Source organism: Acidobacteriota bacterium, assembly GCA_016703965.1.
Lineage (GTDB): Bacteria > Acidobacteriota > Blastocatellia > Pyrinomonadales > Pyrinomonadaceae > OLB17.
The window spans coordinates 139,513-157,441 of sequence record JADJBB010000002.1 but is presented as its reverse complement, the minus strand read 5'-3'; the positions used below and the strand labels follow the sequence as shown (position 1 = coordinate 157,441).

The following is a 17,929-nucleotide window of genomic DNA, read 5'->3' as shown; positions in this document are numbered from 1 at the left end:
AACTAAGGAGTGCTGATTCGCTCGCTGCCGCAGTATATATTGAACCGGCCGTCGCGGACAAAACCAATAAGTGTCATGCCATATTCAGTCGCAAGTTCAACGGCCAGGCTCGACGGAGCACCAACCGCAGCAAGGATCGGGACTCCCGCCATCAACGCCTTTTGCACCAGCTCGAAACTCGCCCGGCCGCTAACAAGAAGGATACGGTTCGATAACGGCAATTCCCCTGCCAGGAATTTTGCCCCGATAACCTTGTCCAGAGCATTGTGACGTCCGACGTCTTCGCGAACAATATCCAATTCGCCCGTCATGGTAAATAAGGCCGAAGCGTGGAGTCCACCGGTCGTTTCGAAAACTGATTGAGCTTCGCGGAGTTTCTGCGGAAGTGAATGAACTAAGCCGCCAGCTACCTTAAGGTCGTTCGTGATTTGTTTGACACCCGTCGCGAGGGCTTCGATGGACGCTTTGCCGCAAACGCCGCAGCTCGAGGTTGTGTAGAAGTTGCGTTCGAGGCGTTTGAGATCAAGGTCGAGAACGTCACGCAGGTCGACACGAATGGTGTTTGAGTTGAGTGCAGATGCACGGTCAAGTGTGCCTTTGTTCGATCCGATCTTGAGGCCGCAGTGGCGGATCTGTTTGATCTGCTCCGGTGAAATAATGATGCCTTCGGTGAATAGAAAACCGGCGGCAAGCTCGCCATCGTCGCCAGGCGTTCGCATCGTTATCGAAACGGCCTTGTGGGGGGCGTCGGGAAAACCGAGGCGAATTTCCAAAGGTTCTTCGACCGCTAGAACGTCACCAGATTCAGAGCTATCCCCGTCCGAAGCGAAGCGACGTACCGAAACTTCCGAATAAGCTGATGCTGGTTTCACGTTGAGATTTTAGCAGAAAAGAGGTTTTTGCCGCAGATTTACGCGGGCAACGCAGATCAGAAAAGATATTTAATGTCCTTTCTGATCCGCGTCATCTGCGCAAATCTGCGGCAAAACTCCTTAGTCCGAAGGCACGATCCGCCCGCGACATTCGCCGAAGCCGATCCGGCGAAAGCCTTCGCGTTCGCAGTAGCCTTTCATGATGATCTCGTCGCCGTCTTCGAGAAATCGACGGGTCTCGCCCGACGGCAGCTCAATAGGCTCGGTGCCTCGCCAGCTTAGTTCGAGCATTGAGCCGCGTTCGGACTTTTCTTTACCGGAGATCGTGCCGGTCGCGATGAGGTCGCCGGTTTGGAGGTTGCAGCCGTTCGACGCGTGGTGCGTGAGCATCTGGGCGATGGTCCAGTAGAGGTCCTTCATATTCGAACGCGATAGCATGTGCGGAGCGATGTTTTCCGCACGCATCTTCTCGGTCTGGATAAAGACCTCGAGATTGATGTCGATGCCGCCGATTTTCTCGTTTGTTTTGTCCGCAAGGTAATCGAGCGGTGCGGGATCGCCTTCTTCGCGTTCGAATGCGGGGGTGCGGAACGGTGCGAGGGCCTCCATCGTGACGACGAACGGCGAGATAGTTGTAGCGAAATTCTTTGCTAGAAACGGCCCTAACGGCTGGTATTCCCACGCCTGAATGTCGCGGGCGGACCAGTCGTTGACGAGGCACAGCCCAAAGATATGTTTCTCCGCCTCGCCAATCGGGATCGACGTGCCGAGATCATTCCCCTGCCCGACAAAAAACCCGACCTCCATCTCGTAATCGAGACTCTTGCACTGAATAAACACCGGCGGAGCTTCCTGATCGGTCCGATTCTGCCCATGCGGCCGCTTGATGTCCGTCCCCGAGATCACGATCGACGAAGCCCGGCCGTGATACCCGATCGGCACATATTTATAATTCGGCAGCAAAGGATTATCCGGCCGAAACATCGACCCCACATTCGTCGCGTGATAGATCGAGCAGTAGAAATCGGTGTAGTCGCCGATCTCAAATGCGAGTTCGGGGTCCACCTTGCTCATCAGCACCATGCAGTCTTTCGCGTCTTCGATGATCTCGGGCTCAGCGTCGTCGCGAAGGACTTCGAACGCCGACCGTCTCAGGTCCGACAGGATCGCTGTGCCATAAACCTCTGTTAGGAAGGAAAGGTCGCAAAGCTCGATCTCTTCGGCTAACGGATCGAATCCGCTACCGAGAAGTCCCGCAACGATCGCTTGTTTAAGGTCAAAGATATAATCGCCTATACCGATGCCCAAGTGTGGAGCTTCGCTTGCCGCGGAGCGCCAAAACATACAGAACGGCAAATTCTGTATCGGAAAATCGGTATTCGGATCGTTAGCGGATTCGACCCAGCTTTTGAGGGTCGGGTCGTGGGTTTCGTTGATTTCGTACATAAGATTCTTTGCCCGCGAAAGACGCGAAAAGACGCGAAAAAGAGAAAGGCAATAAAACCAGTATCCCATATTCAAGCGGACACGGTAATAACGGCGGCTCAATTCTTCTCTTTTTATTTCGAGTATTTCGCGTGTTTAGCGGGCAAAAGATCTACAGGATCCCAAGTTTCTGCAGGTCTGCGATCGGTTCGTCGAAGGAGCAGGAGCCGAAGGAATGGATGCCTTTCTTTCGGAGCGATTCGATTTGAAAAGTGTTCATGCGATATTCGTTTCGCCAGGTGACCGACTGGTCGGCGAAGCGAAAAACCTCGTCAAACTCCTCTTCCATAACGTCCTCAAGTAGGCTAGGCCGATATCCTTCGCGGGCGAAGCCCGTCATAAGGAATAGATTTAGGAATCCGTGCATCGTCCCTTTTGGCGAGTTATTCTCGTATGTCAGCGGCCGGAAGCAGCGGATCGGGTGATGAAGCCCGGCGGTTGCCTTGAACGGCACATTTGCGGCGAGGCAGGAACGAACGAAGCGTATAACTGCCGCCGAATCGGGAAAAGCACCTGGCGTAACGCCGCCGGTCCGTATCTTGGCAAACTGCTCGGTCGAGGCGACCTTTGCAAGCAGGTCGGGGAAATTTTTGCCGAGCCCTAGCTCAAAATAGGCTTTCATGCCGGCAGGCAGCGAAGTAACCGTGTTGGCGATCTTTGAGACCGTATTTGCCCTGACCTCGATGGAATCGATTATCACGCCCGGGCTGTATTTGCTTGTAAAATCACGTATCTGATGAAACGTTTCGGTCAGATCCTCACCGGCGAGAACGCTGAGCCGCCAGCCACTTTTGCCATCGCGCGAAATAAAATCTCCGGCGTTCTCAATAAATTCATGGAGCTGAACCGATGGCACCACAAAATTCCCCAGCATCCAGCCATAATTGCTGTTGCGGTACATCGCGTAGTTGATAACGGCCTCTGACATCGGCAGCCCGGCGGGTGGAAACAGCCCGGCATAATCGATCGCACCGGCGAGCAGCGATCGAACGGATTCCTTGACGTTCGTGACAGAGCTTTGATTGTCCATTTATCGGATAGGCTAAGCGCAAAACATGATGATAAGAATATTGTGTGATTTTTACAAATTGCCAAAAAAACCGCGGCCCCATCTTGCATCCCATTGAAATTCTGCAGTATCTTTTCATAACCTCGGTTAGAAAAGGATCTTAATGCGCGTTTTAGGAATTGATCCCGGTAGTGAAACGCTCGGTTGGGGCGTCGTTGACGGGAGCGGTTCAAAATACGCTCTAGTCGATTTCGGCACGGTCAGATCTAACCCGAAGCAGCAATTTTCTAAGCGTTTGCTGAATATTTATAACGGCATTGCCGACGTACTCGACAAACATTCGCCGGATGTTCTTTCGGTTGAAGATACGTTCTACGCGATAAACGTCGGGGTTGCACTTAAGCTAGGGCAGGTTCGCGGCACAATGCTGCTGCTAGCGGAGCAGCACGGCATCGAGATCGCCGAATACGCTCCGCGGCTCGTCAAACAAACCGTCGTCGGCTACGGCAACGCTGAGAAGCATCAGGTTCAAGAAATGGTAAAGCTCCTACTGCGAATGAAAACCGCCCCAACGCCCCACGACGCGGCGGACGCTCTCGCGATCGCTATTTGTCATTTTCACCACGCGGGGCTCCAGGATAAGTTGAAGCAAATGAAAGGCGGACGTTAGACGGGCGGAACGAAATACCCCCGAAAAAACTTCTGGACAACAAAACCCTGACGCGGATATAATCGCGGTCTAAATATTAATTTTGTCGGTCTCCCAGATCGATCGAGCATATGTTGAGAGAGACAACAATGTTGGATGGTGCTTCAGCGTCGTTCCGCCGGCTTACGCAGGCGGTTCTGACCCGATCGCCGGTGTCGCGGGCGTTGGTTGTGGTTACGTTATTTATTTTGTTTACAGGAGCGGCTCCCGCTCAAAAGAAACCCGTCTCCTCCGCTAAACCCAAGACTGTCCCCGCAAAATCCGCCGAGATCGGCCAAACCGCCGTCGTCGTTGACGAAACGCTCGCCGTGCTGCGAAAACTTCCGAGCCTCTTCTCAGAATCGGTACACCGCATGTCACGCGGCCGGAAAGTGCAGATCCAGGGCGTGACCGAGGCTGACGGGGTGAAGTTCTTTAAGGTTACTGTTCCGCCGAAGAATTTCGGCTGGGTGCAGGCTGATGCGGTGTTTGGGAAGTTTCGCGGAAGTGACGAGGAACGGCTGGCCAAACTTGTTCAGGCGTCGAGCGGCTTTGAGGCGGTTGAAATGGCGAGCGAGTTCTTCACGCTTTACCCCGATTCTAAGTTCAAACCGCCGCTGCTCCTGCTTTACGGCGATCTGCTCGAAGGCATCGCAACCGACCTCACGAAAAACGCGGCATCCCGTCTCAACCGCAAGGAAATGGCCGCGAGCGGTGCTCCGCTGCACAGCTATTACCTAAATTTCAACATGCTCGACCGCTACCGCAAGCTCGGCGTGATCTTTCTGTTTAATTCTGTCGCAAAGGCTTATCACTATGACGGCGCGTCGTGGAAAGAGATCGTGAGCAAGTTTCCTGCATCGAGCGAAGCTGTTGAGGCGCAGAAGAGATTGGACGCGTTGACGCAAAAAATGATGAAATGACTGGACGCCAAACCGGGAACGCGGCCGCCCTCGGCTGCAACGCCGGTTCCTCCGGCCTGAGGAACGTTGTTATTTTTCAGCTCACATCACCATCGGGTTCGTGAGCGTCCCGAAGCGGAACGCTTGCAGACGAGGGCTCCTGCGTTCCCGGCTACAGTGCCTTTGCGATCTCGCCGGCGACTCTCGCATTACTTTCGAGCAACGCAATATTTGCTGCGAGCGTGCGGCCGTTGCTGCGTTCCGACAGTTGGCTGAGGAGGAATGGTGTGATCTCTTTGCCGCCCACCCTTAGTTCGTCGGCGAGTTTTAGGGCTTCGGCAAGGAGAATTTCGACATTTTCGCGGTCGAGTTCGAATTCGATGGGAACAGGAACCGTAACGAGTATCGAATTCTGCAGTTTCATCTCGTCCCGAGCCCGGGCAACCGCAGCTGCCTCAGCGCCGTTTTCTACCCTTTCATCGATCGCGAGGCCGCTGGTGCGGCTGTAGAATGCGGGCATTTCATCGCATTGCCAGCCGAGGACCGTGACGCCGTTGGTCTCTAGCCATTCTCGCGTTCTGGGCAGGTCGAGGACGATCTTTGCACCGGAACACACCACGGTGATCGGCGTTTGAGCAAGTTCCGGCAGATCGGCGGAGATGTCCGCTTCAAACCCACGATGCACGCCGCCAATGCCACCGGTCGCGAAAACGCGAATTCCCGCTTTGTGAGCGATGTAAGCGGTGGTCGCAACGGTGGTTGCACAGTTGAGCTTTTTTGCCACGGCGATGGGCAGATCGCGGCGTGAGATCTTTCGTATATCTTTTTCGGTTGCAAGACGCTCGATCTGATGCTCGTCGAGCCCGACATAGAATTCGCCGTCAAAAACGGCGATCGTTGCAGGTATCGCACCACGTGCACGAACCGCCGCCTCGCACTTCATCGCCGTCTCGACATTCTGTGGGTAAGGCAGGCCGTGGGCGATGACGGTCGATTCGAGCGCCACAACCGGTTCGCCGTTACGAATGGCGGATGAGACTTCCTGGCTTAGATTAATTAGCATTAAGAAATTTTTGCCACGAAAAAACACAAAAAGAACACAATAAAGAAGTTCTTCATCTTTCGTGTTCTTTTTGTGTTATTTCGTGGTTACTCTCCAAACCTACTTCACAAATTTCCCGATCCGGTTCAGCCTTGGGTGCGTGATGCAGCCGACCATGCTGCCGTTTGACGCTCCGCGGTCGCAGGACCAGTAGACGAACATTGCCCGGCCGATGATGAGGCCACGGGGAACAAAGCCCCAATAGCGGCTGTCTTCGCTATTGTCGCGGCTGTCGCCCATGACAAAAAAACTGTTTTCGGGAACGACCATAGGTTTGCCGGCAACGCCAAATTCATAGCCCTGACGGGTCAGTTTCTTACCAGCTTTTACCGCGTCCATCGTCTCTTTTGAATAAAAGACACTGTACTTGTCTTCTGAACGGCCCTCCTCGAACTCGGTCGTCTCGAGCGCTGACTGGCTGTCCTCAGCGTCGCCTATGACACGGTGCTCAGGCAGCAGTTTACCGTTAATAAGAACCTGATTATCACGAAACTCAATGGTCTCTCCTGGCAGGCCGATCACGCGCTTCACATAATTGATCTGGTACGGGATCAGATTTCTTGAACGATCCGCCTCGGGGCGAACTTTATTGCCGGGATATTTGAAGACGATGATGTCGCCGCGTTCGATCTCACGCTGGGGCAGAAACGGCAGCGAACCGCCGCCTGGTGTGAAGATGAATTTGTTTACGAGCAGATAATCGCCGACCAGGATCGTATTCTGCATTGACCCGGTCGGAACCGTAACCGCCTGCAAAATAAATGTCATCCCAAAGATCGCCATAACCAGCGTGACGGCAAATGATTCGAAATATTCGCGAGCGGTCGATTTTGGCGGGCCGAGAGGCTTCTGGTCTTCGTCGGTTTGTGGCTCTGTTTCTTCGTTACTCATTGATAGTTATCTTACTACGTAATCTCTGGCTCGATGGTTCAGACTCGAACTCGGCGGATGGAGATCGTATGGTTTTTATTCCGAAGTCGACGCTTTACCCCGAGCGTTTCTCAGCATTTCGAGAGCCTCGGATGCGGCCATCATTTCAGCTGATTTTATCGAATTTCCGGTGCCGCGTGCCTTGCCGGTGGCCCAGATTGCCTCGACCGAAAAGGTGCGGTCGTGAGGCGGGCCGTCTGTTTTGACGACGTGGTAACTCGGCGCCGCGAGCTTTTCCCCTTGAAGCAATTCCTGGAGCTTCGTTTTGTAATCGATCGAATTGCGCGGGGAAGCGTTTTTCAATTCGTCAGCAAAAAGCCTGGCGATAAATGCCCGTGCAGGTATGTACCCACCGTCGAGAAATATAGCCGCGATCACGGCCTCCAGCGTATTTGCGAGCAAAGCTTGTTTCTTGCGTCCACCTGTTTTCTCCTCGCCGCGGCCAACGCGAAGGAATTCGCCGATGCTCAAATTTTCCGCAAGCCGGCCAAGCGTCAGCGTGCTCACGAGATGATGCTTCATCAGAGTCAGGTCGCCTTCACTGCCTTTCGGGTGAGCCTGATAGAGCTGTTCGGCAATCGCAAGCCCGAGCACTGAATCGCCGACAAACTCCATCGATTCGTTCTCAACCGCCCGAACGGCCTCCTCAGAAGCACCCGGAAGATTCTCGTACGCCCAGGAGCGATGCGTCACGGCTCGCTCGAGGATCTTAATGTCCTGAAACGTGTGGCCGATCAGGTGTTCGAGCTTAGCGAGTTTGGCTGACATTGAGCCTAATTTTATGAAGTATGAGAGAAAAAGAAAGTCGGACGCATTGTTAGATGCGCCCGACCGATTTTTAGATAGCGTTCTGACTATTTTTTTGGCGTTCCGGGTTTGATCGCCGTACCTGCTGGCTTAGCCGGTGTCGCCGGTTTCGTCGTGGGCGTCGTCGGCTTAGCGGTTGCTGCCGGAGCCGTCGTAGTCGCTACCGGAGGGGTCGTTGAGCCGGTCGTGGTCGTCGTCGGCTCAGGATCGCTGATCGGGGCGACAGGCGTAGTCGGATTTACGAAAGGCTTTGCCACTGCTGAAGTGATCCAAGCATCGACGCCCTCTTCCTTCGCGTAGCGGACCTTGTAGGCGTCAGCAACATTCTTTTTCATCCTTGCCTTGTATGCCGGATCCTTGGCAAGCGTGAAGGCACGTGAGAAGGCGTCCATCGCACGCTCAGAGATGCCATTAGACATCGCAACAAGTGCCTTGATATCTTCCACTTTTTTCGCTGCAACATCAGGAGCATCCGTATCTTTCTGATCCTTTGCCGCGATCTGGATCTTCTCAACGACTTTGTTCAGCTCTTCAAAATAGTATGCACCGATCATTTCGAACGAAACAGGATTTTTAGCCGCGTCGCTCGCCGACTGGGTAGCTTTGTAGAGATAAGGAGCGGCCCCAGCCTTGTCCTTCTTACCGGCCTGAGTCATGTAGCCGACATAAAGGTTCATCCAGCCGATCGCATCATTCCGGTTCGGATAAGAGAAAGCGAAAAGACCGATCGTCTCCTTCCCGCCAACCATAAATGACTTCCCGCCTTCCAGGTCAGCGATCGATGCTTTTGCGAATCGGATCGCATCATCGACGTACTTGAAATTTGCTTTGAAGGCTTCTTCACCGCCTACCGACGCGAGCACGACCTCGACAGTTCTGAATTCATCAGGATACTTCTGGAGAATTTCCTTACCCGAAGCAAAGGTTTCATCCCAGTTCTTCGCGGTGATCGAGGCATCGAAGCGGGTGACAAGCTTATTTTTAGCTTCCGCCTCTTCCATCTCTTTGATCTTTTTCTCGTTATTCGGGATCTGGACCTGCAGCCAGCCAGCTAGCTCCTTCGTAACTTCGCAAGAACCGTACTTACTGGTGAACTGCTTGCCTGCTTCAACAAAAGTTTTACGGCCGGCAATTGTCTTGTCTTTGTAGAGTTCCCGGATCTTATCACCCGAGCTCGTTTGCCCTTCAGCGTCCGTGCATGGATCCTGAGCAAAAGTTGTTAAAGCTCCGGCTGCGAATATAGCGACGGCCAAAAGCCCTATGTTTGTGTATCTAAAAATCGTTTTCATCTAAATCCTTCCTCGGGTGGTTCCCTTAAAAAATTTCCGCCGTTCGATCGCTTTGCGGAAAACACACGTTTTCCGTTTCAGCTTTCATCAGATGAATATACTATGCAAAAAAGTTGCAAGATTTTGCGTAATATTCCTTACAATCTGTGATAAATGACGAATCAAAAGAAATCTTTTGAGATGCTAAATAATCCCGTAATCTTACCTTTACTGTCAAGCCAGAAAGCGACCCCGTTCAACAAAAAGGACATCTCGCGATCAAGCGTAAGACGTCCTAAATATCGAAGATCCGCAACAAAAATGTTATGGCTTGATAACCGGTTTGTTCTGCGATTCCTTATTCTCTTTGTCGTAAGTAATTACGACCGGCGGCAGGACCGGTTTTGATGAGCCCGTTCTCGTCACTAACTTCTTTGTTTGAGGTGCGTTCGGAACTATGATCACCTTGCGGCCATTGGTATCAATGCCGGCCATATCGACGGCATTCGTCTCCCCCGCCTCGGCTTCATCCTCATCTTCGTCAGCATCAGCTACGGCTGTATTGTTGATAACTGGCTGATTTCGCGGTGCGATCTTGAATTCTGTCTGAGCCAGGTTGCGGTCCGTTCGCACGATCTGATTGCTGAGAGCGTTGTAAACCTGTGCGGCGACAGCAGCTGCGGCACGTCCGCGTTCCGCGGGGCCGCGTGTAATGACCGCGACGGCATATTTCGGCTGCTCGATCGGTGCGACCGAGGTGAACAGGCCGACCCACGAGCCTTTATCGATGCATGAACCGGTCTTTCCGGCGACGCCGAGGCCCTGATTCATATTTCGGCGAGCGGTGCCGTATTCAGCAGCTCCCATCATTCCCGGGATCACGCGGCGCACGTTCTGCTGCGGCAGATCGACGTTTGCCTTGTAGAAGGTCTGGAATTTCGCTTTCTCAACTTCATTACGCGGAACACGCGGAAGGACGCGATGCCCGCCGTTCGTGATCGCGGCCGCCATAACGGCGAGCTGTAGTGTTGAAACTTCCGTATCGTCGCCGTGCGAATAGATGCGGGCGTTGCTGTTGGTGTAAGGCAGGCGGCCGGGCGTTTCGCCTTCGAGGTTAATTCCCGTCTGTTCGCCGAGGCCGAGTTTTTTGCCGTATTCGACAAGCTTTGTATTACCGATGCTCGCACCCGCACGCTGGAAATATGCGTTGTCCGAGTAGGCGATCGCGTCATCAAGCTTGCGGCGGGTGGAGGCATTGCGGACAGAACCATCCTCTTTGCTAATGACACCTTCGTTAAGTCCAGCCGCTGCGGTTACGAGTTTGATTGTAGAGCACGGCCGAATGCTGCTGCGAACTGCCCAATCCTGATTGACAATGGTCAAAACCTTGCCAGTCTGAGCCTCCATAACTACGACCGAGCCCGCACGCGAGCCAAGGGCATTGATCGCTGCTTGACGAATACTCAGGTCTTCGCCTTCAGTCTGGTCTTTTGCGATATTCGAGACTGTCTCAGTACGAAGCCCTCGTTCGAACGCTATCCGGCGAGCGATAGCTTCGCGGCGAGCCTGTTCGCGGCGTCGCGCTTCAGCGAGGGCGGCTGCACGGCGTTCAGCCTCGATGCGGCGTTTCTCAGCCGCGGCTTTTTTAGCTTCTGCTTTTGATTCGGATGCTTTTTTAGGATCTTTCTTAGCTGTTTTTGAATCTGCTTTCGCTTTTTCTTTAGCGGTCTGTTTGTCTTTGGCTGAAGCCTTGTCCCGTTTTGTATCTTTTGCAGACGCTTTAGATTTCGCCTTGTCGCGATCTTTCTTTGCATCCTTTGCCTGCTTTTCGTTCTTCTTAGCTACGGTCTTTGCCGCGGGCTTCTTGACATCAGGTTTCTTGGCAGGAGCTTTTTTCGACTGGGCCGAAATGCTGCCGGTGAAAACCAGACTGACAGCGAAAACTGTCAGCAAAAGGCCAACAAAAGAATATTTCGGGAACATAAATTTCATGCTTTACCTCAGATCCTCGGACTTGAATTTGGAGATTGTTGGATAGCCGTTTCCGGCGTTTGCTTACGAACTAGGCTTGACTATAACATTCAAGACGCGGTGAGGCAAGCGGTTTTATCAGCGCAAGTTGTGGATTCAATGAGATTTTTTAATACATTCCGCGGACGTCTGCTGCTGATACTAGCTGTATTACTGATCGCAACTCTCGGCGTCCAGTACTATCTCAACCTTCGCACGCAGAACGAGAACACCGAACTCCGCGAAAAACAGGAACAAGCGATCGCCGCCGGTTTTGCTCTCGGATTGACGGGAATGACGGCTGAAAAGGACCGCCTTCAGGATTTTGTTGACGTTCCGGGGCAGCGATTTTTAGACGAGAATGCACGCGAGCGAATTCGCGACATAATCATTATTGATAACGAATGGAAGATCATCGACAGCCTCGACCCCGAGCTCTTACCGGTCGCTGAGGAGAATGGCGATGTCACGTATAAGCATTTACCCGAATTGACGTCGCTGCCGCCTTTAGTTGAGGATTCAAGGCTGAACGACGATCTGAAATATTTCCCAAACAAAAGATCGTCGGCCAACAAATTCGATGACGACGAGGCTCACGCGATCCCGATCGAGACCAGCAAAGGCCGATGGTATGTGATGGTCCTGATCAAGAACCATAAGAGCGAATCGGCGTGGCGAGCCGCCCAGCCTTTGGTTTATACGCTCGGAACGCTCGTGGTTTCGTCGCTGATCACATTCCTGCTCGTCTGGAGGTTTGCCCGTCCGATCGCAAATCTCTCAAACGCCGCCCGCGAGGTCGCCGAAGGAAATCTTAAGGTTCGCGTTCCGGACGCTCACCGTTACGACGAAATGGGGCGTCTCGCTCTAAACTTCAACGAAATGGCCGCTGAGCTCGAGAAAACACGAGAACTGCAAGCCCAACTCCAGCAGGCTGAAAAGAGCGCGGTCGTCGGACGGCTCGGCTCCGCGATCGCTCACGAGATCCGAAATCCGCTGAATTACATCAACCTGACGCTCGATCATTTGCGCTCGAAGTACGCTCCGGCCGATGAGGAAAAGAAGGCGACATTTGACAAGTTAACCTTACAGCTAAAGGGTGAGGTCGCACGTATCAATCAGCAGATATCAGATTTCCTAAACTATTCGCGGCCCGCAAAAGCGGACTTAAAACCGGTCGGTGCCCGCAAAGTGATCGAAGATTCGCTCCGTATCGCCGAGGCCGAGGCTGAAGAAAAGAACGTGACGATCGGTATCGTCGAGCACGAAAATGTACCGGAGATCATGGGCGATCCGGAATTTCTCCGATCGGTCTTTAACAACCTTTTCATCAACGCGATACAGTCAATGGAATCGACCGGCGGCCATCTCGGCATCAAAATATCACCCGACGAGAACGGCGAGTTTGTAAATTTCGAAATAACGGATACAGGCAACGGCATTTCACCCGAAAACCTCTCAAAGATATTCGAACCGTACTTCTCCACCAAAGAGACCGGAACGGGGTTAGGCCTCGCGATCGTACAGAAGATCGTCGAGACACATAATGGAAAGATCGAAGTGGAATCGGCCGTGGGTGCGGGTACGAAGTTTACGGTAAAATTACCGAAGGCAGATAATTAGCCACAGAGAACACAGAGCCTATACAGAAGCTTTCGATTTTTCTCTGTGACCTCTGTGGCAAATAAATTTATGGCAAGAAAGAGCATCCTCGTCGTTGATGACGAGAAAAATCAGCGGGAAATCTTAGAAACCATCCTTTCGGGCGAGGGTTACGACGTGACGACGGCGAGTTCCGGCGAAGCGGCGATGAAGTTTGTCGCGGACCGGCATTTTGATCTGGTTTTGACCGATCTGAAGATGACCGGGATGAGCGGGCTTGAGTTACTGAAATCGCTGACTGATTTCGATAAATCGATCATCGTCATCCTGCTCACGGCTCACGGAACGATCGATTCGGCCGTCGATGCGCTGCGGCTCGGTGCGTTTGAGTATCTGCAAAAACCGTACGACAGCGAAAAGCTGCTTGAAACAGTATCGCGGGCTCTGAAAAAACTAACGACTCTCGATGCCGAGATCGTCTCCGTCTCACCTGAGATGGACAAGGTCAAAAAGCTGATCCTGAAGATCGCTAAATCGAATTCCACCGTTCTCATCCGCGGCGAAAGCGGCACGGGAAAGGAGCTGATCGCACGCTCGATCCACAAGAACAGCCTGCGTTCGAACGAGGTTTTTCAGGCGGTAAACTGTGCGGCGATCAACGAGAATCTGCTCGAATCTGAGCTTTTCGGTCACGAAAAAGGCTCGTTCACCGGAGCCGTTTCCGACAAAAAAGGCCTGTTTGAGATTGCTGACGGCGGGACGCTCTTTCTCGACGAGATCGGCGAACTCGACATTGCTCTCCAGGCAAAGATCCTGCGGGCATTGCAGGAAAAACAGATCCGCCGCGTTGGCGGTGTTCGTGAGCTGAATGTCGACGTCCGAGTCGTCACCGCAACCAATCGCGACCTGCTTCACATGGTCGGCGAAAAGCGTTTTCGCGAGGATCTCTATTACCGGTTAAATGTTCTTTCGATCGAGCTTCCCGCTTTGCGTGAACGGCGAACGGATATTCCCGTATTGATCGAATACTTCGTCAAAAAACACACCCGTGGCACAAGTCGGAAGATCACATTCTCGACTGACGCCCGGCGGCTGCTCGACGAATATTCATATCCCGGCAACGTCCGCCAGCTCGAATCGGCCCTCGAACGAGCGATCCTCCTCTGCGAAGACGACAACATAACCCTCGACGACCTCCCGCCCGAAATGACCCACAGCGGCGGCTTGCCGGCTGCAAATTCCGACGACCTCTTCAAACTTCCCGCCGACGGCGTAAATTTCGAAGACGTCGAGCGCAGCCTGATAATGCAGGCGATGGCGAGAACGGATAACAACATAACGAAATCCGCCAAATTACTTGGGTTGACCTTCAGAACGCTGCAATATCGGCTCGAAAAATTTGGGTACAAAAAGGATGGTAGTCCTGAGGAAGGTGACGAATGAAGTGCGTTGCCCTGCTGCTCATGCTTGCGTTCGTCGGGTTCTCACACGGACAAACGCGCCCCGGCGGTCTAAGACCGAGGAATATTGGCCCGACCTGTACGAAACCACTTCTTGATCCGAGCAAGCCAGCTGTTTTTCTTACGTTCGTGAGGCAGGAGAAGATTAAGCCAATCGATGTGTCGGATGATCCAAACAATCTGTTTTTCAAATTGACCAACAACACATGCTGGCCAATTTACGTTGATATGTCTGGTGTTGCAGACAATCGCTATGGCGATGCAAGTCTTTACTATTTAATCGAAGACAAGAAAAGCGGCGAGAAGAAATCTGGTAGGTTATATTGTCACGTATGTTCGTTCAATTCGATCAAAAGTAGAAAATCGATACTATTCTCCTTGCCTCTTCGGGAAGTAGATCGTGAATCGTTGATGAAGATTCGATACGAATTCAAATGGGAAGCTGACGGTACTCACGGTGATTACGAAACTTCGAACACAATTCACACTGTAACGTATTATTTCTCAGGATTGCCAGATTCGGTTTTACCGAAAACGTAATCGCGGTGATTTTTAAGAGAAACAAGTAACCTCAGGGGGTAGTTTCTATGGAATGGTTCTCAACTTTAAGCCTTGCACTCGGCACCGCCTGGACCTCGGGCATTAATCTCTACGCGACCGTCTCCGTTCTCGGCCTGCTTCAAAAATTCGGAGCGACGAAGCTGCCCGGCGGGCTGGATGTGCTGGATAATTGGTGGATCATCGGGTTTGCTGGCGGGTTGTATCTGGTCGAATTCTTTGCGGACAAGATACCGTATGTTGACAGCGTTTGGGACGTGGTTCACACGTTTATCCGTGTTCCCGCCGGGGCGATCGTGGCATATGCGGCGACGACGGATCTGGATCCGAGTATCGCGATCCCTGCCACGTTGGTTGGCGGCGGCTTGGCTTTTGCGTCGCACGGAACCAAGGCTGCGGCTCGCATCGGAGCGAATCTATCCCCTGAGCCAGTATCGAACTGGGTTCTTTCGCTAGTCGAAGATGCGATCGCATTTCTGGGTACATTTCTCGCAGTTTTCGCACCATTCATCATCGCGGGTATTCTCGGGATCTTCGTGATCGCGTTCCTGTGGTTTTTCCCAAAGGTTTTCCGTGCCATTCGACGGCTGTTTCAGGCGGTCGCGGCGTTTTTCAGGGGCGATAGTTTTGAGACTGTTGCACGCAAGGCGGGCTAAATTGGAACGTTCTTTGTTTTTCGGCATCTAATTGTGCGGAGGAACAAATGAACAAGATCTTTTTGACGAGCCTTATTTTCGCATCGATGGCCCTTGTCGGTTGCGGCAGCACCAGTTCCACAAGACAAACTGCCAATAAACCTTCAAATTCTAACGGCGTTTCGTTCGGCGTCTATGACATTGCATCGAGCGGTCTACCTTCCTTTCTGCCTGACGCTGAGCCAGCCACAGTCGCCCAGCGAAACCTCGCATCAGATACCAATAGCGGCGGCGGGGGCGGTGGTGCAAAGGAAGCCCCCGTTTTCAACGCAATCGTAACAAAAGCACCCGCGGTTTCTCTCAACCAAGCTGTCGCCTCGCAGTCGAACTCGATCCCCAGCGATAGAAAGATAATCCAGAACGCCGAACTGAGCCTCGAATCCGAACAACCGGAAGAAGCTCAAAAGCGGATTGCGACAATCGTTCAGAGCAAAAGCGGTTTCGTGGTCGAATCGCAGCAAAGCGGCAGCGATCTCAAGGCGAATCGTCGTGACATCGTCCAAATGACCGTCCGCGTTCCGGCGGAAAAGTTCACCGAAACTCTGGATGAGATCCGAACGGTGTCGAGCCGCGTGATCGTGGAAACAATTAAAGGCCAGGATGTAACCGAAGAATTTATCGACATCGAGGCCCGACTCAAGGCTCAGAAAGCTCTCGAACGGCAGTTCATGGAGATCATGAAGCGGGCCAATACTGTCGAGGACGCTCTGAATGTCCAGGGCCAGCTTGCCGATGTTCGCGGAGAGATCGAGAAAGTCGAAGGCCGCAAGCGGTTCCTAGAGAATCAGGCGACACTTTCAACGATCAAGATCCGCTTACAGACGCCTGCCGTTTTCTCAACAAATTCGGCAGGTTTCTTTTACCGGCTTTCGGAGTCGTTCGGCAATGGCTTTGATTTTGCGTTAGACTTTATGCTGGGTCTCGTTACTTTCATCGTCGGTGTACTGCCCTTTGCGGTGTTTATTGGAATTCCGGCCTATCTGATCGGACGAACTTATATGCGTCGGCGCAGTCGGCCGCTCTCGGTGGTCGATATCGCGAAGGAAGAGATCCGGCCTGAATGATCATGGATAGAATTTTTCAAATACTCGCGGTGATCCTCGGTGGAATCGCCGCTTATTTTTTGTGGAGCGACAATTTTGATTGGGCGTTCGCGTCCGTCGTCTTCGCGGTGTGCAGCTATTTTATCGGGATGCGTTTCCAGATCAAAGCACGGCTTGAGGAGCGAAAAGCCAGCGAGACGCCCGAGCCCATTGAGGAAGAAAATTGATCGATGGCGAGAATTGTTCTATCAACGATGGGCTCGCTGGGGGATTTGCATCCGATGATCGCTCTCGGCCGCGAATTACGCCACCGCGGCCACAGCGTCGTCATCAATACCTGGCAAGGCTACCGCGAGAAGATCGTCGATAACGGCCTCGAATTCGCACCGCTTCGTCCCGATCTCGACCCGACTGACAGCGAATTGATCCGCAAAACGATGGACGCCTCGACCGGGCCTGAGATGGTCATTCGCGAGATCATCCTGCCGAATGTTCGCGACATGTACGATGATATGCTCGCGGCGGTTGAGGGTGCGGACGTGTTTCTCAATGGCGAGATCGTTTATACCGCCGCGTCGATCGCGGAAAAAACCGGCATCAAATGGATCACCACTAGCCTTTCGCCGCTGTGCATGTTCTCGTCCGAGGATCCAAACGTTTATCCGCAGGTACCTTGGCTGGAATTTCTCCGCCCACTGCCTGCCGTCTTTCACCGCGAATTGTTTCGCGTAATGCGCTGGACGATCAGCGGTTGGTATGAGCCTTACAAGAAATTTCGACGCGATCTCGGACTCGATCCGGATCACGATCCGATATTTACTAATAAATTCTCGCCGTTAATGCATCTTGCGATGTTTTCGGAGGCGATCGGGAAACCTCAGCCCGATTGGCCTACGCCGACGATCCAGACCGGATTTTGTTTCTACGACGAAAGCGAAACGTCGAGGCTGCCGGATGAACTCGCAGCTTTTCTCGACGAAGGCGAACCGCCGATCGTGTTCACGCTCGGTTCGGCAGCGGTGATGGATTCGCGGGATTTCTTTGACGAGAGTGCAAAAGCGGCGAAGCTGTTGGGCCGCCGGGCTGTTTTACTTTATGGGCGGGATCAGAAATTGCCCGCGGGGCTTGACGAAAATGTCGTCGCCTTTGATTTTGCTCCGTATTCACAGGTTTTCCCGAAGGCCGCCTGTGTTGTTCATCAGGCTGGGGTTGGAACGACCGGACAGGTTTTGCGTGCCGGTGTGCCGCATTTGATCATTCCGTTCAGCCACGATCAGCCGGATAATGCGGCGAGGTGCCGGCGAGCCGGGATCGCGGAGATCATTGATCGCGACAGCTACACTGCCGAAACGGCGGCAAGAGCCTTGCTGTCGATACTTAGCGACGAAAAATACCGGACAAATGCCGCCGCCTTAAAACGCATTGTAGATTCAGAAACCGGCACTGCGGCCGCGTGCGATGCGATCGAAGATATTTTGCGTAAATGACCTCAGCAGATAAG

General features: G+C 52.9%; 16 protein-coding genes. 8 read left to right on the top strand and 8 right to left on the bottom strand.

Features of this window, described 5'->3' with window-relative positions; translation table 11 throughout:
• Window positions 1–2: 2 nt before the first annotated feature.
• From fdhD to IPG22_00805, 3 genes are all read right to left on the bottom strand, one after another.
• Entirely contained in the window at window positions 3–872 is an 870-nt protein-coding gene (gene fdhD / locus IPG22_00815; protein ID MBK6586852.1) for a formate dehydrogenase accessory sulfurtransferase FdhD, read from the bottom strand.
• Between the two features lie 120 nt (window positions 873–992).
• Window positions 993–2,318 carry a fumarylacetoacetase gene (fahA, locus tag IPG22_00810; protein ID MBK6586851.1) on the bottom strand — a complete coding sequence of 442 codons (1,326 nt, stop codon included), beginning with the start codon at window positions 2,316–2,318 and terminating at the stop codon, window positions 993–995.
• Between the two features lie 151 nt (window positions 2,319–2,469).
• Window positions 2,470–3,387 carry a hypothetical protein gene (locus IPG22_00805; protein MBK6586850.1) on the bottom strand — a complete coding sequence of 306 codons (918 nt, stop codon included), beginning with the start codon at window positions 3,385–3,387 and terminating at the stop codon, window positions 2,470–2,472.
• A 142-nt stretch (window positions 3,388–3,529) separates the two neighbouring features.
• Between IPG22_00805 and ruvC the strand changes: the two genes are divergently transcribed.
• Together ruvC and IPG22_00795 are read left to right on the top strand one after the other, a co-directional pair.
• Window positions 3,530–4,036: a crossover junction endodeoxyribonuclease RuvC gene (gene ruvC, locus IPG22_00800; GenBank protein MBK6586849.1), complete on the top strand. Its 507-nt coding sequence runs from the start codon at window positions 3,530–3,532 to the stop codon at window positions 4,034–4,036.
• A gap of 128 nt (window positions 4,037–4,164) precedes the next feature.
• Window positions 4,165–4,977: a hypothetical protein gene (locus IPG22_00795; GenBank protein ID MBK6586848.1), complete on the top strand. Its 813-nt coding sequence runs from the start codon at window positions 4,165–4,167 to the stop codon at window positions 4,975–4,977.
• 151 nt (window positions 4,978–5,128) lie between these two features.
• Here IPG22_00795 and IPG22_00790 read toward each other — a convergent pair whose 3' ends face one another.
• The 5 genes from IPG22_00790 to IPG22_00770 all read right to left on the bottom strand — a co-directional run bounded on the left by IPG22_00790 (window position 5,129) and on the right by IPG22_00770 (window position 11,055).
• The gene (locus IPG22_00790) at window positions 5,129–6,019 is read right to left on the bottom strand and encodes a pseudouridine-5'-phosphate glycosidase (GenBank protein MBK6586847.1); all 891 of its coding nucleotides are present in this window, start codon (window positions 6,017–6,019) and stop codon (window positions 5,129–5,131) included.
• A 99-nt stretch (window positions 6,020–6,118) separates the two neighbouring features.
• Complete coding sequence (gene lepB, locus IPG22_00785) at window positions 6,119–6,949, bottom strand: signal peptidase I (GenBank protein MBK6586846.1); 831 nt, start codon at window positions 6,947–6,949, stop codon at window positions 6,119–6,121.
• Between the two features lie 75 nt (window positions 6,950–7,024).
• Window positions 7,025–7,756 (bottom strand): ribonuclease III, encoded by a 732-nt coding sequence (gene rnc / locus IPG22_00780; GenBank protein MBK6586845.1) that lies wholly within the window; start codon window positions 7,754–7,756, stop codon window positions 7,025–7,027.
• An 86-nt stretch (window positions 7,757–7,842) separates the two neighbouring features.
• Window positions 7,843–9,084: a hypothetical protein gene (locus IPG22_00775; protein ID MBK6586844.1), complete on the bottom strand. Its 1,242-nt coding sequence runs from the start codon at window positions 9,082–9,084 to the stop codon at window positions 7,843–7,845.
• Between the two features lie 303 nt (window positions 9,085–9,387).
• The gene (locus tag IPG22_00770; protein MBK6586843.1) at window positions 9,388–11,055 is read right to left on the bottom strand and encodes a hypothetical protein; all 1,668 of its coding nucleotides are present in this window, start codon (window positions 11,053–11,055) and stop codon (window positions 9,388–9,390) included.
• Between the two features lie 138 nt (window positions 11,056–11,193).
• Here IPG22_00770 and IPG22_00765 point away from each other — a divergent pair, with 138 nt between their 5' ends.
• The 6 genes from IPG22_00765 (at window position 11,194) to IPG22_00740 (ending at window position 17,915) form a co-directional block, all read left to right on the top strand.
• Window positions 11,194–12,693 (top strand): HAMP domain-containing protein, encoded by a 1,500-nt coding sequence (locus tag IPG22_00765; protein MBK6586842.1) that lies wholly within the window; start codon window positions 11,194–11,196, stop codon window positions 12,691–12,693.
• A 69-nt stretch (window positions 12,694–12,762) separates the two neighbouring features.
• A complete protein-coding gene (locus tag IPG22_00760; protein MBK6586841.1) occupies window positions 12,763–14,115 on the top strand; it encodes a sigma-54-dependent Fis family transcriptional regulator in 1,353 nt (450 codons plus the stop codon).
• A gap of 604 nt (window positions 14,116–14,719) precedes the next feature.
• On the top strand, window positions 14,720–15,346 hold the full coding sequence (locus IPG22_00755) for a DUF4126 domain-containing protein (GenBank protein ID MBK6586840.1): 627 nt from the start codon (window positions 14,720–14,722) through the stop codon (window positions 15,344–15,346).
• Between the two features lie 47 nt (window positions 15,347–15,393).
• The gene (locus IPG22_00750; protein ID MBK6586839.1) at window positions 15,394–16,449 is read left to right on the top strand and encodes a DUF4349 domain-containing protein; all 1,056 of its coding nucleotides are present in this window, start codon (window positions 15,394–15,396) and stop codon (window positions 16,447–16,449) included.
• Between the two features lie 2 nt (window positions 16,450–16,451).
• Window positions 16,452–16,655 (top strand): hypothetical protein, encoded by a 204-nt coding sequence (locus IPG22_00745; GenBank protein ID MBK6586838.1) that lies wholly within the window; start codon window positions 16,452–16,454, stop codon window positions 16,653–16,655.
• Window positions 16,656–16,658: 3 nt separating this feature from the next.
• Window positions 16,659–17,915 (top strand): glycosyltransferase family 1 protein, encoded by a 1,257-nt coding sequence (locus IPG22_00740; protein ID MBK6586837.1) that lies wholly within the window; start codon window positions 16,659–16,661, stop codon window positions 17,913–17,915.
• Window positions 17,916–17,929 lie beyond the last annotated feature (14 nt).